At 64.5% G+C, this 15,075-nt stretch carries 13 protein-coding genes and 1 riboswitch; of the genes, 6 read left to right on the forward strand and 7 right to left on the reverse strand.

Annotation, left to right across the window (positions count from 1 at the left end):
• Window positions 1–2 precede the first annotated feature (2 nt).
• A riboswitch (cobalamin riboswitch) is annotated at window positions 3–138 on the forward strand.
• A gap of 117 nt (window positions 139–255) precedes the next feature.
• Genes ACSW29_RS06815 through ACSW29_RS06830 form a run of 4 tightly spaced genes read left to right on the forward strand, consistent with a single transcriptional unit; the run spans window position 256 to window position 3,834 of the window.
• Entirely contained in the window at window positions 256–1,263 is a 1,008-nt protein-coding gene (locus ACSW29_RS06815) for a FecCD family ABC transporter permease (RefSeq protein WP_448277413.1), read from the forward strand.
• A complete protein-coding gene (locus ACSW29_RS06820; RefSeq protein WP_347871672.1) occupies window positions 1,260–2,078 on the forward strand; it encodes an ABC transporter ATP-binding protein in 819 nt (272 codons plus the stop codon). Before ACSW29_RS06815 ends, ACSW29_RS06820 begins: the two co-directional genes overlap by 4 nt.
• Window positions 2,075–3,136: an ABC transporter substrate-binding protein gene (locus tag ACSW29_RS06825; protein ID WP_448276903.1), complete on the forward strand. Its 1,062-nt coding sequence runs from the start codon at window positions 2,075–2,077 to the stop codon at window positions 3,134–3,136. The genes ACSW29_RS06820 and ACSW29_RS06825 overlap by 4 nt, the downstream gene beginning before the upstream one ends.
• Window positions 3,133–3,834: a (2Fe-2S) ferredoxin domain-containing protein gene (locus ACSW29_RS06830; protein WP_448276904.1), complete on the forward strand. Its 702-nt coding sequence runs from the start codon at window positions 3,133–3,135 to the stop codon at window positions 3,832–3,834. Before ACSW29_RS06825 ends, ACSW29_RS06830 begins: the two co-directional genes overlap by 4 nt.
• Before the next feature lie 332 nt (window positions 3,835–4,166).
• On the opposite strand, the gene ACSW29_RS06835 is transcribed toward ACSW29_RS06830, so the two are convergent.
• The 5 genes from ACSW29_RS06835 to ACSW29_RS06855 form a co-directional block, all read right to left on the reverse strand.
• On the reverse strand, window positions 4,167–5,612 hold the full coding sequence (locus tag ACSW29_RS06835; protein WP_003945530.1) for an aldehyde dehydrogenase: 1,446 nt from the start codon (window positions 5,610–5,612) through the stop codon (window positions 4,167–4,169).
• Between the two features lie 4 nt (window positions 5,613–5,616).
• A complete protein-coding gene (locus ACSW29_RS06840; protein ID WP_448276905.1) occupies window positions 5,617–6,786 on the reverse strand; it encodes a hypothetical protein in 1,170 nt (389 codons plus the stop codon).
• A gap of 1 nt (window position 6,787) precedes the next feature.
• Window positions 6,788–7,975 (reverse strand): phosphotransferase family protein, encoded by a 1,188-nt coding sequence (locus tag ACSW29_RS06845; RefSeq protein ID WP_448276906.1) that lies wholly within the window; start codon window positions 7,973–7,975, stop codon window positions 6,788–6,790.
• Window positions 7,976–8,114: 139 nt separating this feature from the next.
• The gene (locus tag ACSW29_RS06850) at window positions 8,115–9,002 is read right to left on the reverse strand and encodes an ROK family protein (protein WP_317828444.1); all 888 of its coding nucleotides are present in this window, start codon (window positions 9,000–9,002) and stop codon (window positions 8,115–8,117) included.
• A gap of 4 nt (window positions 9,003–9,006) precedes the next feature.
• The gene (locus ACSW29_RS06855; protein WP_347871667.1) at window positions 9,007–9,777 is read right to left on the reverse strand and encodes a class I SAM-dependent methyltransferase; all 771 of its coding nucleotides are present in this window, start codon (window positions 9,775–9,777) and stop codon (window positions 9,007–9,009) included.
• 173 nt (window positions 9,778–9,950) lie between these two features.
• Here ACSW29_RS06855 and ACSW29_RS06860 point away from each other — a divergent pair, with 173 nt between their 5' ends.
• On the forward strand, window positions 9,951–11,165 hold the full coding sequence (locus tag ACSW29_RS06860) for a glycosyltransferase family 4 protein (RefSeq protein WP_019747129.1): 1,215 nt from the start codon (window positions 9,951–9,953) through the stop codon (window positions 11,163–11,165).
• Here ACSW29_RS06860 and ACSW29_RS06865 read toward each other — a convergent pair.
• On the reverse strand, window positions 11,112–12,851 hold the full coding sequence (locus ACSW29_RS06865; protein ID WP_448276907.1) for a hypothetical protein: 1,740 nt from the start codon (window positions 12,849–12,851) through the stop codon (window positions 11,112–11,114). The two genes, ACSW29_RS06860 and ACSW29_RS06865, sit on opposite strands and share 54 nt — an antisense overlap.
• Window positions 12,852–12,884: 33 nt before the next feature.
• Here ACSW29_RS06865 and ACSW29_RS06870 point away from each other — a divergent pair, with 33 nt between their 5' ends.
• Window positions 12,885–14,111: a lipopolysaccharide biosynthesis protein gene (locus ACSW29_RS06870; RefSeq protein WP_448276908.1), complete on the forward strand. Its 1,227-nt coding sequence runs from the start codon at window positions 12,885–12,887 to the stop codon at window positions 14,109–14,111.
• Here the strand turns inward: ACSW29_RS06870 and ACSW29_RS06875 are convergent.
• The gene (locus ACSW29_RS06875; RefSeq protein WP_448276909.1) at window positions 14,092–15,048 is read right to left on the reverse strand and encodes an ABC transporter substrate-binding protein; all 957 of its coding nucleotides are present in this window, start codon (window positions 15,046–15,048) and stop codon (window positions 14,092–14,094) included. The genes ACSW29_RS06870 and ACSW29_RS06875 overlap by 20 nt on opposite strands.
• Window positions 15,049–15,075 lie beyond the last annotated feature (27 nt).

Below are 15,075 nucleotides of genomic sequence, written 5' to 3' on the forward strand. Positions count from 1 at the left end.
TGGTGACCGCGGTCCGTTATGGTTCTGACGTCATCATCGAGGTAATGGGAAGTCGGTGCAATTCCGGCGCGGTCCCGCCACTGTGAGGTCGTCCATGCGTCGACCGTAGCCAGATACCACCCTCGTTGACGTTGTGTCATGCCACGAGGATGGATCGGTCACACCATGAATGCTGTTGGCGGAGCTCTGTCTCCACCTACCCACCTGCCTTCGCCGAAGGCTGGTGCACCGCGAGGACGACTCGGTCCGGGTATCGTGCTGCCCGCTCTGCTGGTCGTCACCGTGCTCTCTGCTGTGTGCGCGTTGGCGTTCGGATCCGAGATGCTCCCCGTGTCCACTGTGGTGGACGTGGTGCACTCGCGCTTCGGAGGCCCACCCGTCACGCGTTCCGAACTTGCGATCGTGTGGGGGATCAGGGCACCTCGGGTTCTGCTCGGTCTGGCTGTCGGCGCTGGTCTTGCCGTTGCCGGTGCGGTGGTGCAAACCCTCGTCCGTAACGCTCTCGCCGATCCCCACCTGCTGGGAGTGTCGTCCGGTGCGAGTGTCGGTGCCACCGCCGTCATCACCACCGGACTGTTCGCCGGCGCGGGAGTGTGGGCGCTCAGCCTCGGCGCGATGATCGGGGCATTGGGAGCTGCGATTCTCGTCTTCACCATCGCGACGCTGCAAGGCGGTATCACTCCACTGCGATTGGTTCTGACCGGCACCGTTACCGCATCCGCCCTGTCGGCGATCGCGAGTTTTCTGGTGCTGCGTACCAATGATTCCCAGGCCGCGCAGTCCGTATTGTTCTGGCTCCTGGGAAGTTTGGCCGGGGCATCCTGGGACAAGTTGTGGGCGCCGGTCATCGTTGTGTTCCTGCTGACGGCAGCGGTGTTCGCCCTGCACGGTTGGCTGGATGCGCTGGCGGCCGGACCGGACGTCGCGGCTTCGCTCGGTATTCCCATCCGAACCCTGCGAAACGTGCTGTTCGGCGTGCTGGCAGCGTTGGTCGGCACGATGGTTGCAGTGTCCGGCGCGATTGCCTTCGTAGGCTTGGTCATACCGCACGTCACACGCATGCTCGTCGGAGCCAGACATCGAGTGGTGTTGCCGGCGGCAGCGCTGATCGGCGCGTCGTTCCTGGTGTGGGTCGACGTCGTGGCGCGGACCTCGTTGCGGCCGACCGAGATCCCGCTGAGCGTGGTGACCGGGGTGATCGGTGCCCCGCTGTTTCTCCTGCTTCTCGGCCGTCGGCGCTACCGATTCGGTGGCAGTTCGTGAGCGCCCGCGCCCTGGCGCTGACCGCGTCCGGAGTCGTTGTCCGCATCGACCGCCGAACCGTCGTCAAGGGCGTCGACATCGCGGCGGACGCCGGTGCAGTAGTCGGCGTTGTCGGTCCGAACGGATCGGGCAAGTCGACTTTGTTGCGTGCGCTTGCCGGTCTCGGACCGATCGCCGACGGTGACGTACGCGTCGGCGGCGAGTCCGTGCACGCGATGTCCGCGCGTTCGCGGGCCAAAGCCATTTCCTTTGTGGCGCAGGAAGAGCAGAGTCCCGCCGATTTGTTGGTTCACGAGTACGTGACTCTGGGCCGCACGCCACATGCAAAGCCCTGGAGTGTCGGCGGAAAGCACGAGAATGCCGTCGTTGATCGTGCTCTGGGCGAGGTCGGAATGATCGAGCACCGATTCTCTTCGATGGACACGCTTTCCGGCGGCGAGCGTCGGCGGGTATTTCTCGCCCGAGGTCTCGCGCAGGACGCCGGCGTGCTCATCCTCGACGAGCCGACCAATCATCTCGACATCCGGCATCAACTCGAACTGCTCGATCTGGTCCGGTCGTTGGACCGGACGGTGATCATGGCACTGCACGACCTCGATTTGGCTGCGGCAGTGTGCGATCGGGTGCTCGTGCTCGCGGATGGAGTGGCCAGGGCGTTCGGACATCCATCCGACGTACTCACCACCTCGGTGGTGGCAACTGTCTTCGGCGTCGAGACTTTCGAGCTCGTGAACCCCGCGACAGGCCGTTCACACCTCGTATTCGAATCACGAAATTCTCAACTACAACAATCATTTTCGGAGAGTGCACTTTGATACATGTCAAGACCCGAGCGTCGTTCGGTGCGGTTGTAGCCGCGACAGCGTTGTTGACAGTTGCCGGCTGCTCGGCAACTGCACCGGTGGACGAAGCTGCAGACAAGACTTCGGTGACATTGGAGAACTGCGGGACCGAAAGCACTTTCCAGCTTCCGATCGAGAACGTCGTTGCGACAAGCAATGCGGCCAATATCGGCACCATTCTCCGAGTCGGCGGTTTGGATCGTCTCGCGGCCGTCGTGTTGAACACGAACAACGACGCGGTCATGGAGTCGATGTTCGGACCTGGAATTGCGGACGTCCCACACCTGGACGGAACGATCACGATGGAGACGATTCTGGGTAAGCAGGCGGACCTGGTGGTCGGCTCCTACAGTGGCTTGTTCAAGGGAGCCTCCGGTGTGACGCCGGAATCGCTGCAGAGCAACAACATCGATGCATATGTGATCTCCGATAGTTGTCGGCAGAGTGCCGCAGCGGATTCCGCGCTCGGCACGATGGGTCCGTGGGATGCCCTTCGTGCGGACGTGACCAATTACGGAAAGCTGTTCGGAACCGAGGACACCGCCGCCGAGGCGTTGACCGAATTGGATTCACGTTTGGCACGTCTGGAGTCCGCGCCAGATGCCGCCGACAAGCCGAAGGTTTTGATCTACGACAGCGGTGAAGAAGATCTGTACACCAGCGGAGGCAACGGAGCCCCCAACGGAATCATCGACGTCGCCGGGGGAACCAACGTGTTCGCCGACGTCGACAACACCTGGTTCAAAGCGAGCTGGGAGACCGTCGCGAAGTCAGAACCCGACGTCATCGTGATCATGGACTACAAGAAGAGCGCTGACGAAGTACAGGGCAAGATCGACGCGATCAAGAGCCGAGAAGGCCTACGCGATCTCGATGCCGTCAAGCAGAACCGCTTCGTCGTACTCCCGCTCGCCATGTTCACCAGCGGATTCCCCAACGTCTACGGCGCGGAAGAGCTGCGCGCGAAGATCGAAGAGTTCGGACTTGCTCCGTCGAGCAGCATCGACTGGACAACCGCGCCGTCGGCATGAGTGTCGACAGTGGTTCGCATCGGGTGATCGTCGTACTGCGGCCGACCGTCAGCGGCCTCGACGAGTCGGCCGCGCGACGGATGTTCGACGCTGTTCGGGCCGGCACCGACGCCGACGTTCGTGTTGCGTACCTCGATGTCGCGTCGCCGAGCCTTCACGAGGAACTCGATCGAGCGCATACCGATGACGTGGGCAAGGTCGTGTTGATTCCAGTTGCGGTGCCGAGGGATCGGTACCTGCTCACGTGGACCAGCAAGGCGGTCGCGAACTGGCGCGAAACCCGGATCGGTGCCGAACTGGAAGTGTCGCTCCACGAATCGGAAACGCTCGAAGGTGCTGTGGCCGCGCAGGTGATCGACGAACTCGGCGCGGCCGGAAAGCCGATCACCGCGAGTCCGGCGTCGTATCGCAGTCCGGCTTGGTCCGTGATCGAGCAGCACGAGACTCATCTGTTGGTGTGCAAGGGCCCGCGCTGTATGGCGTACGGAGCGGGACCGTTGCACCGGGCCATGAGCGCCGCAGCCAAAGGAACGTCGGCAAAGGTGACGGGAACGGGTTGTCTGAGCCCGTGCAACCTGGGGCCGTTGGTGATCGCGAACCCTGGTGGTACGTGGTTCGGTCATGTGAACGCCGGAGACGCCGATGCGTTGGTGTCCGGTCACGAGGATCGATTGGTGGATCACGTTCTGGACCGGTAGATACCGGGTCGACGAGAACAGAGAACCCGCTGAGCGCGACGTGCGCTCAGCGGGTTCTGTTGTCCTGTCTCAGGAACCGAACGGAAGGGTTCCCGGCGGGATCTGGTATCCACTGCTGCCGACGGAGGCGCTGCCCCAGAGTGCGAGGAAAGCGTTGATGGCGTTGGTGAGCATATGAATGTCCTTTGTGAGATGACTGATTCGTTTTCGACGGTACCGGGTGGATCTGTGGATTCGCTGGGAGTTGGCACCCATTTCACGGGGCTGGCACCCGTTCCGGCAGGTCGGAACGGGTGCCAACTGTCAGCAAAGGGTGCCAACTCCCGGGTGGGTCAGCCCACGTAGCCGGGCGGCATGAGTACGGACTTGGTCTCGCAGAAGGCTTCGAGGCCCTCGGGTCCGTTCTCGCGGCCGATACCGGAGTTCTTGTACCCGCCGAACGGTGATCCGGGATCGAAGGCGTACCAGTTGATCGCGTAGGTACCCGTGCGGATCTGCGCGGCAACTTCGAGGCCGTGATCGATGTCGGTGGTCCACACCGATCCGGCGAGGCCGTAATCCGAATCGTTGGCGATCTTGATGGCCTCGTCCTCGGAGTCGTACGGAATCACCGAGAGAACGGGTCCGAAGATCTCCTCGCGTGCGATGGTCATCGAATTGTCCACGTCGGCGAAGATCGTCGGCTCGACGTACCAACCCTTGTCCAGGCCGGCGGGACGTCCACCACCGAGTACGACGCGTGCGCCTTCTTCCTTGCCCTTGGCGATGTAGCCCTCGACGCGCTCGCGCTGCTTCTCGGAGATCAGCGGGCCGAGTTGTGCTGCAGGATCGGACGGATCGCCGACGGTCATGAAGCCTGCAGCGGTCTTCATTCCCTCGATGACCTCGTCGTAACGCGAACGGGGAGCGAGGATTCGGGTCTGAGCGACACAGGCCTGACCGGTGTTCATCAGGCCGGACATGACGAGCATCGGCATTCCGGCGGCGATGTCGGCGTCCTCGAGGATGATCGCGGCGGACTTGCCACCCAGTTCGAGGGAGCAGCGCTTGAGGTTCTGCGCGGCGATGGCACCGATCTTGCGGCCGACGGCGCTGGATCCGGTGAAGGTGATCTTGTCGATGCCCGCATGAGAGACCAGGTATTCGCCGGTCTCGGCTCCGCCGGGGAGCACGGAGATGACGCCTTCGGGAACGCCTGCCTCGGTGAAGATCTCGGCGATCACGTGGACGGAGAGAGGGGATTCGGGTGCGGGCTTGAGCAGTACGGTGCAGCCGGCGAGCAGTGCGGGGGCCAGCTTGTTGATCGCCAGGAACAGCGGGACGTTCCAGGCCAGCACGGCGGCGACGACGCCGACGGGCTCACGGGTCACCTTGGTCTGCCCGAATGCGCCGGTGCGCTTCTCTTCCCACGCGAACTTGTCGGCCAGCTCGGCGTAGTAGCCCAGCGTCGCCATCGACGGGGTCTGCTGCATCATGCCGACCATGGCGGGCGGCTGGCCCATCTCGTTGGAGATGAGCTGGTTGATTTCCGCGCTGCGCTCTTCGATCAGCTTGGCGGCCTTGGCGAGGATCGCGCCGCGCTCGGCGGGGGTGGTGCGTGACCACGGTCCCTCGAACGCCGCGCGGGCTGCGGACACGGCCGCGTCGATGTCTGCCGGTGCTGCGATGGGACAGCTGCCGACGCGCTCCTCCGTTGCGGGAGAGAACACTTCGAGTACCTGGTCGGTGGCCGGGGCCACCCATGCTCCACCGATGTAGAGCTTGTCGTAGTCAGTCATCAATTCATTCCTCGGTGTTGTCGGTCGCCGCGAGGGCATACGCGTCGTCTGCCTGTGCGGTGTCGGTGAAACTGGTGAATCCGTATTTCTCGTGCGGTCCGATGGCGGCTACCTCGAAAAGGCCGGTGCCGGTACGGGTATTCGTGCCTTCGGTGAGCGTGAAGGACGCGAGGTTGTCGACGGGGGAGAACATGCGTTGGAACGGTTCGATCTCGTGGACCTTGTGGCGCAGTCCCTGTACGACGAGTTCGCCCTGCCACATTCCGTGACGCCAGTCCTGTTCGAGCCCGTAGCCGGTGCCGATTCCGATGTAGTTGGCCAGCAACAGTTCGCAGGTGACGGTGAGGACTTCACCGCCTGGCCGGTGAAAGGTGATGGTCGCTCCGGTGACGTCGCGGGTGTCGGGGCAGAACGTCAGTTCGTGTTCGGGCCGGCCGAGCCATTCGTTGTCCCTGGCTTCGTCCGGCCACACTCGCATGGCTTCTTCGACGATGCGCCTGCCCTGCTCGTCTTCCTGCATGATCACCGAGATCGTGAACTCGTCGAACTGCATGACCGCGTAGATCCAGAAGAAGTTCTGGATTCCGTCGACGGCGCGTCTGCCTTGCGGTTCGGCTTCTCCGACCGGACGCACACCCCACGAGCGGTCGCGGTTACCTCGCCATGTCTTCGGGTCGATCGCGAACTTGTCCCCGTCGACGATGAGCGATCCGGTCCACGTGCCGGTCTGCAGGAAGCGTGAGGTGTCGAACGTGACTCGTTCGAGTTGACGGCGAAAGTGCTTGGGCTCGAGCGCCGCCGGGATGGTGGCATCGAAGGTGATGTCGAAGGAGAGATCGTATTCGCTGCCCGCTTCGAGGACGACGCGGAGCTTCTGAAGTCCTTCCATCACTTCGATGCGCAAAGGTCCGACGGTGGTGTCGGTACGGTCGGCGCCCAGCGCCTTCGACATGCGAGCAACGATGTGGTCGTCACCGCGGCGAAGCACAGCGAATGCGTCCATGACGCCGAGGTTGGGGTACTGGCCGAGTCCGACGATGAGGAACACGTCGGGGGATTCGGTGGGGTAGCAGTTGAAGTAGTAGCGGTCGTAGAAGTTTCGATCCGAGGTGGCTACGTGACGGATCGGTTCGGCGATCTGGTGAACGGGATAGTCGTCCATCGGTGAGAGCATGTCAGGTGAGCCTCTCCCAGTAGGTACCGTCCAGCATGGCGGCCAGCGAAGCGCGGTGCATGATCATGTCGTCAGGGTCTTCGGGTCGCTGCGACTGTCCGAAAGCTATGGCGCGGGCCTGGATTCGCCACATGATCACCGCCTGGCGAAGTGCAGCGTACGTAACGTAGAACTCCAGATCGTGTGGGGTGCGGCCGGTGATCTCGGCGTAGGTCTGCGCGAGATCCGGCAGTCTCAGGAAGTCGGGAAGGCCGGGTAGGTTCGCCAGGCCGGCGATGTCCTCGAAGAACCTGTGCAGGAATGCCATCCAGCCCAGATCCATCTCCCGCGGGCCGAGAGTTGCCATTTCCCAGTCGAGTACGGCTACCGGCGCGAAGTCCTGGTACATGACGTTGCCGATGCGCGAGTCGCCCCAACAGAGCACCGCCGGAGAATCGTCCGCGGGATTGTTCTCCTCGATCCAGTCGAGGGCACGTTCGATGAGCGGTGATCTGATGCCGTCGGAGACCACCCACTCGTAGTACGCGCGCTGCTCGGCGATGTGTGCTGTGAATGCTTCTCGTGCAGTCGGTCCCGAATTGGGGAGTCGGAGGAAGTCGAAACGCTCACAAGGCTTGTCGATGTCATGCAATTGAGCCAGGACGTCGACCGAGCTGCGCTGGAGGGTCTTTCGTTGCTCGGGGGACGCTTCGGTGACCCACGATCCGAAGTTGTACGGCATGACGTCAGGTGGCACCTCGCCGGAGATGCGTTCCATCACGAAGAACGGCGCACCCAACGCGTCCGGGTCGGATTCGGACCAGTACACCGCAGGCACGGGCACCGCCGAGTGTTCGCGCACCTGTGCCATGGTGCGGAACTGGGATTCGAGGTCGTACGTCGGAAAGACCGGCATGGTCGATTCCGTCGGCGCTACCCGGGCGACCAAGGGATGATGATCGCCGTCCCAGGTGGCGTCGAAGAGAATGGTTTCGCTGGACATGCCGTTGGCTGCGGGCAAGGTGACGTCGGCGACGGTCACGGTCGATCCGGGCGGCACCTTTCCCGCCATCCACCGTTCCAGTCGTTCACGGAGGTCTTCGGTGTCGCGGAGGGAATCACTCGGTCGGGCGACCTGGGCGTGATGCTCGGCTTCTTCTGTCGAAGAAACGGTCGAGGCAACGTCAGATGAGGAAGCGTCTGGGCTCACGGTCACCTCCTTCCCATAGGTGTCACGCGCAGTGCCCGTAACGGTGTGAGTCAGAACACTAAAACACGTTACAGAAATTGGGAACAGGTGGCACCCGTTTAGTGGGACTCCCTGCGGATTTATCAGAGAAGAACGCGTGTCAGATCGCGGCGGTGAACGAGAGCAGACCTGCGCCGGTCAGAGTTCCGGCGCCACCCAGCTCGGCGGGAACGATCCGGAGCCCAGCGATGAACGACAAACGGGCATGTCGGGCAGCCGCGTCGAGCATCGGTTGCCACAGCGGTGCACCCGACTGTGCGAAACCGCCGCCGATCACCGCGCGGTCCACGTCCAGGAGGGCGGCCGCAGAGGCGATGGCACCACCGAGCGCCGTTCCTGCGCGGCGAAGTGCGTCCACGGCGATCGTGTCCCCGCTGTCTGCGCTCTCGGCGAGCTGACGGCCCGTGGTACCCGTCCACCCCTGGCTACGAGCCCATCGCACCGCGGCGGGTCCACTTGCCACCGTCTCGAGGCAGCCGACGCCCCCGCAACTGCACGGTTCGGAAGAGCCTGGAACGACGAGGTGGCCGATGTGGCCCGCGTTGCCGGTTCGACCTCGCGCAATCTCTCCGCCGAGGACAATTCCGCCGCCGATTCCCGTCGAGACGACCAGGCTCAGGAGGTTCGGGGTTCCGCGTCCGGCGCCGTGGTGGAACTCTGCCAGTGCCGCGGCCGCCCCGTCCATGGCGAGGGCGGTTCCGGCGTCGGGAAAGAGGTTGCGGACGCCCGCTACCAGCTCGAATCCCTGTGCCCACTCGGTGATGTTGATGGGAGCGACGACGCCGGCGACGGTGTCCACGGGCCCGGCACACGCGATGCCCACACCGTCGACGGCGCGGCCGTCGGCGACTCGCTCGAGTAGCGCTGCGCACGCTCCCCACGGGCTGGTCTGCGGCGTCGGCACGCTGTCGAACACGGGAACACGGCCATCCTCGGACACGATGCCGGCAGCCATCTTGGTGCCACCGATGTCGAGTGCGAGGCGCATGCCGCTATCTCTTTTCGAGAACCACGACGAGGTTGCTCACCAGGAACTCCCGCAGACCGGGGACTCGGACCATCCACCACGCCCACGACGGGTGGTAACGGGGGATCGCGGCGAGCAATGTTCCCTGGCTGGTTCCACGGGCCCAGCGTAAGCCGTCGGTGGCGCCGACTTTGAACAACGACACCCCGAATCTGTTCTTCGGTTCGCGTCCGGTCTTGCGGAGGTACCGCTTGGCCGCGTACTCGCCGCCCAGCGCGTGCCACGGCCCGGTTTCGTGGCCGCCGAACGGACCCCACCACAGGGTGTACGAGAGAACCATCAAGCCGCCGGGCTTGGTCACGCGCAGCATTTCCTCCGCCATCAGCCAGGGCTCACTGACATGTTCGGCGACGTTGGAGGAGAAGCAGATGTCCACGGACGAGTCCAGGAACGGCAGCGCCAAACCGGATCCACGCACCGCGCCTCCTACTTTCAGACCTGCCGCATGCATCTCCGAGGGATCGGGCTCGACGGGAATGTAGCGGGCACCGGCGGCCTGGAAGACCTCCGCGAAATAGCCCGGCCCGCCGCCCACGTCGAGGACGGTGAGACCGTCGAGGGATCGTCCGGTGTGGCCTTCGTGCAGGTCCGAGATCAATTCGACGGAGTCGCGTGCGAGCGCACCGTAGAAGACGTCGGGTGCGGTCTGCTCGTGGCGGAAGTCGCTGAGCAGGCCGAACGAGCGTTTCAGGGTTGCCCGTCGGCCGAAAATGCGGGTCACTGCGGGCTTGGTCACGGGTAGCAACTTTAGCCACGGGGGCTCCCGGTCCACGAACACCGTCAGGAGCGCGGCAATACGGACGCTCGAACAGTTAGGGTGTTCGGCAGGGTTACCGGCCGGTCAGGCGGGGCATCCCGCAGGATCGCCCGAATCGGGGTGACCACCGACCAACTCAGGGAGTAACGCACGTGCGCGAGGTTCTGTTGCTCTGCTGGCGCGATACCGGGCATCCCCAGGGCGGTGGAAGCGAGCGTTACCTCGAGCAGGTCGGATCACAGTTGGCCGAGCGCGGTATCAAGGTGACGCTGCGGACGGCGTCGTATCCCGGGGCGCCCGCGTCGGAGGTTAGAGACGGCATCACCATCAGCCGGGCCGGTGGACGTTTCAGCGTGTACCCCCGCGCTCTGGCTGCCATTGCCGCCGGACGTCTGGGTTTCGGATCGCTGAAGGGCATTCGACCCGACGCGGTGATCGACACCCAGAACGGCATCCCCTTCTTCTCGAAGACCGTGGCGGGTGCACCGGTCACGCTTCTGGTCCATCACTGCCATCGTGAACAATGGCCGGTGGCAGGCAAGCTCGTCGGCCGGATCGGCTGGTGGGTCGAATCGCGATTGTCACCGCGCACCCATCGACGTAGTCAGTATCTGACGGTGTCGCTTCCTTCGGCCGAAGAATTGGTGGACCTCGGTGTCGAGCGCGAACGAATTGCCGTGGTGCGCAACGGTGCCGATCGGCTCCCCGTCGGCGTCGACGCGGGTGGATCGATCACCAGGGCCGAGCGTCCCACCATCTCGGTTCTCTCACGACTGGTGCCGCACAAGCAGATCGAGGACGCACTCGAGGCCGTCGCAGCCCTGCGTCCGACGCTTCCGGACATCCATCTCGACGTCATCGGTGGTGGTTGGTGGGAGCAGAACCTGCGAGATCGCGCCGCCGAGTTGGGAATCGGTGACGCCGTCTCGTTCTACGGTCACGTCGACGAGGCTCGTAAACATGAACTCCTTGCGCAGTCGTGGATTCACCTCATGCCTTCGCGGAAGGAAGGGTGGGGCCTGGCGGTCATCGAGGCTGCGCAGCACGGTGTTCCGACGATCGGTTACCGCAGTTCCAAGGGTCTGACCGACTCGATCGTCGACGGAGTGACCGGGCTGTTGGTCGGCGGTGAGCACGCCGGCGACGGCGACATCGCCGATCTGACGCAGGCGGCAGGCACCCTGCTCCGCGACCACGAACTCCGCACGGTGCTCGGTGAGAAAGCTCGGGTGTGGTCGGGCGAGTTCTCCTGGGAGCAGACCGGCACCGGAGTGCTCGAGGTGCTGACCGCGCACAAGGACGGTCGGTGGGTCTCAGGACTGGCCGCGCCTCGCGAGTCGAATTCGGTTCTGGTTCAGTCCGACTGAGATCAGCGCGATTACACCCATCAGTATCCAGGCGAAATGCGCAACTATGACGGACGTTCGGGCACCGGTCGACGCTTCCTGCGCGGCAACATCTCCGGGTACCCGGTAGAGCTCGAGATCGTTGTCGGCAAAGACCTGTTCCAATCCGTCGAGTGTCGCTGCCGCCTTGCCGAACTGGCCTGGTGTCTCACGCTCGATCAGTACCCATCCGACTCCGAGATCGGCCAACTGCGTAGGACTCCCGCCGGCAAGCAGCAGATCCTCGACCTGGGTGGCCCGGGTTCCTTCACCGCCGACCGCACCACCGGCAACCACCAGTTGGCCGGTCTGCAGCACGTCGAGGGGTAGGAAGCGTGGTGCTGGATCGAGTACCGGCGCATCACCGCTGTAGGGGAAGGCACGGAACATCCCGGCGGGAAGCACTGCAACGTCACCGGTTTCGTCTCGTAGTTGCTCGGCCACCACGGTCCAGGACCCGGGATAGTGCACGGGCTTCAACGCGCCGCCGACGCCCCACACCAGATCCGGTAGCGCCACGATCGTCACCACGACGGCGGCAACCGAGGATGTCGGGCGGGGGAGGGAGAACCGATTGCCTGCCCACATCACCGCCGCGGCGGCAGCGAGTGCATAGAACGGTACGGCCAGTGCGACCCACTTCTGCGCGTCACGCAGCAGACCGGCGCCGGTGAACACCTCGACCGACCATCGGCCGACGTCGAGACCCCAGGGAGTGGCGCCCAGGGTCGGAGCCAGCACCGCAAACAGTGCCAGCAGTCCGAGCCCACTGACGACAGGATTCCGGCGTCGGCGCCACAAAGTGGGCAGACCGGCGAACACCGCGATGAGCAGAAGAACCGTTCCCACCAACGCGAAGAGAGTTGTGCGAGTAGACGGTGTCGCTGCCGAGTTCCAGATACCGCCGAGACCGGCGAGGCTGCCGAGGGTCGCGAGACCGGGTTCCGCTCGGGCGGCAAAGGCCGCGACTCCCGCCGGATCGGAACCGTCGCCTGCTGCTCCGGATACGAAGGTGGCGACCAACCATGGTGAGGCGGCGACGAGGAACAATCCGATAGCGCCGCAGACACGCCGAAGGGCTGAGTTCCGGCCTCCCGGGGTGGCAACCACCATCAGCGCAGTTGTCAGAGCGAGCAGGGCGCCGGTAGGTGTCAGGCCCGCGAATGCCAGTGACGCGGCCAACGCCCACCACGATCCGGGCGTTGCGCGGCGAACTCCGATTCCGGCACACACGATCCACGGCAGTGCGGCATATCCGGTTAGCAGACTCCAATGTCCTTGCAGCAGACGCTCGGCCACATACGGGTTCCAGAGCATCACCGTCGACCCGACGAGTTGTGGACCGAGACCGGCAGTCGGCAGCAGAACGGTAACCATGCGCGCCGCGCCCCAACCGGCGAGCCAGAGCGCCACGAGCAGGATGAACTTGACCACCAGTCCGCCGTCGATCACGGTGCTCAACGCTGCGATCAGCGCGTCCTGGGGAACAGCGCGGGCTGCGGCGTCGGTGAGTCCGAGGGCGGAGTCGGTCAGGTACGAGCGCGGCGTGCTGACGGCGTCGCGCAGCAGGAGGTAGCCGGGGCCGAGCAGTGGTCCGAGGATCAACAGTGCCAGCGCCAGGCTGTACGCCGTAGGCAGGTAACGGCGGTATCCGGCTTGCACTGTCATGACGCGCACGATACGTGGTGCATCATTACTGCCATGCCTCGCCAACCGCTCGATCGCGCCGCCGCGGCCGGGGTCGGCATGGTTTTGGTGGGATCGATGACGGCCAATGTCGCGTCGTACCTGTTGGCATGGTTGGCCAGCCGATGGTTGGGGCCGGTCGGCTACGGAGAGTTCGCGAGTCTGCTTGCCGCCCAGTTGGTACTTGCGGTTCCAGCATTGGCGTTGCAGACGGTGGTGGCTCGCGAGGCGGTGCGCGGCAAGAGCACAGATGCGTTGCGGTCGTTGGGGTATCGATGCACGGCGATTGTCGCTGTCCTCGCGGTGGCGCTGGCTCCGGCGATGGCCTGGCTGCTCGACACCGGAATCGTGGCGGCGTTCTCGGCCTTGGTGACTGCGCCCATGTTGGTTCTGCTGGCCACGGAGCAGGGGTTGTTGCAGGGGCACGGTCGATTCGGCACTCTCAGCGCGGTACTTGCCGGCGCCGGAGTAATGAAAGTTCTTCCGGCGGTGATCGTTCTGGCATTCGGCGGCGGAGCAGGTGCGGCATTGGTCGCGGGCGCGGCCGGAACCGCGTTGCTGGTGGCGATAGTTCGCGTGGTCGACCGAACCGTCTCGGTGAGCGAGGACCGGCCGGTGCGTATCGGCGTCGTCTCCGTGCTCGCGGCGTCGCAGGTTCAGCTCGCGCTTATCGCGTTGTCTTCGCTGGATCTGCTGATCGTCCGCGTCGTTCTCAGCGAATACGACGCCGGTGTCTACGCACTCGGCGCCGTTGCGACGAAGGTGGCGTTCTGGCTGCCACAGGCAGTGGGCGTCGTGCTGTACCCGAAGATGGCGAATCCGGCGCACTCGGCGCAAGCGGTTCGCTCGGCGTTGGCGGTGCTCTTCGGTATCGGCGCCGTCTTGGTTCTGGGGGCGGCGGTGGCCGGCCCACTGGTGCCGATGCTCGTGGGCGACGCGTACGCCGCCGTGGCTCCGATGCTGTGGGCCTTCGCCCTGCACGGTGCAGCGCTGGCGGTACTCCAGGGTGCTTTGCTGTCCGCAATCGCGTCAGAACGCACACGAGTGGCCCTTCTGGCATGGGCAGGGCTGGCTGTGGAGGCGACGGTCATGCTGGTGTGGGCGAAGACGCCGGGAGAGTTGATCGGTGTCGCCGTCGTGGTTGCGTCGACGACGGCGTTGGCGGTGTCCGTCGCCGCAGTGCGAAGTGCCGACCGCGCTGGGCCGGCACCTCGCAGTGGCGTCAGTTCTCCAGACGCGTGAACAGATCGTCGAAGTAGTCGAGCGTACGCATCGCGGTGTAGACGGATCCGTAGTTGATGTTTCCGCCCGTGTAGACGACGTTGTCGCCTCGAACTGCGCGGATACGGTTCCACATCACACGGTCGTCGCTGACGGGATCGACGCCGGGCGCGGTGGTGACGATCATTCCGTCGGCCGAGTCGAGGGCAGTCACCAGATTTTCGGTGGAGATCTCCTTCTGTCCCTCGACTGGCCACTGGAGTTGCACGCCGAGGTCTTCGGCAACCTGCGTGGAGATGCCCTTGCGGTTGACGCCGTTGACCTTCTGGTCCACGTAGTTCAGCAGCACAACCTGCTTGCTCGCCAAGCTCTGGGCGTGGCGTTCCTTCAATCCGGCTGCTCTGTCCTCGTACGCTCCGATGATCTGACGGACGTCGGGGTTCTCGGTGCGCCCCAGCCAGTTCGCCAACTGATCGATGTTCTCGCGCCACGGACGCGTGAAGTCCATCGGAAGCACAGGCGCTGTCTGGCTCAACTGCTGCAGCGGCCACATGTCGGAGGCCTCACCGATGTCGGTGCAGATGATCAGGTCCGGTTCCAGCGCGAGAATTGCCTCGACGTTGACCGGTGCCTCGAACACCTGCGCCGCGGGATCAGCCGGAACCCACGGCTCGGCGGCGTCGAAGCTGTACGCGATGACAGGAAGGCCCATCGCGACGGCCGGTTCGAGGTCGAGTCGGGAGTCGATGGCGACGACGCGCTTCGGGGTGACCGGAATGTCGTAGGTTCCGAGAGAGGTCGTGACCGTGCGCATCCCGGATGCATCGCCTTCGGTCCCGGCGGATCGTGCGCAACCGGCGGCGAACAGCCCAGAAAATGCTGCCGTGCCGACCACGAATCTCCGTCGCGTCAGATCGCTGACACAGATGTGCGACCCCAGAACTGTTGATGCGGGCATGTGGCTCCTCGTGCTCGGGGTGATCTG

The sequence above is a fragment of the Rhodococcus sp. GB-02 genome (assembly GCF_053470465.1).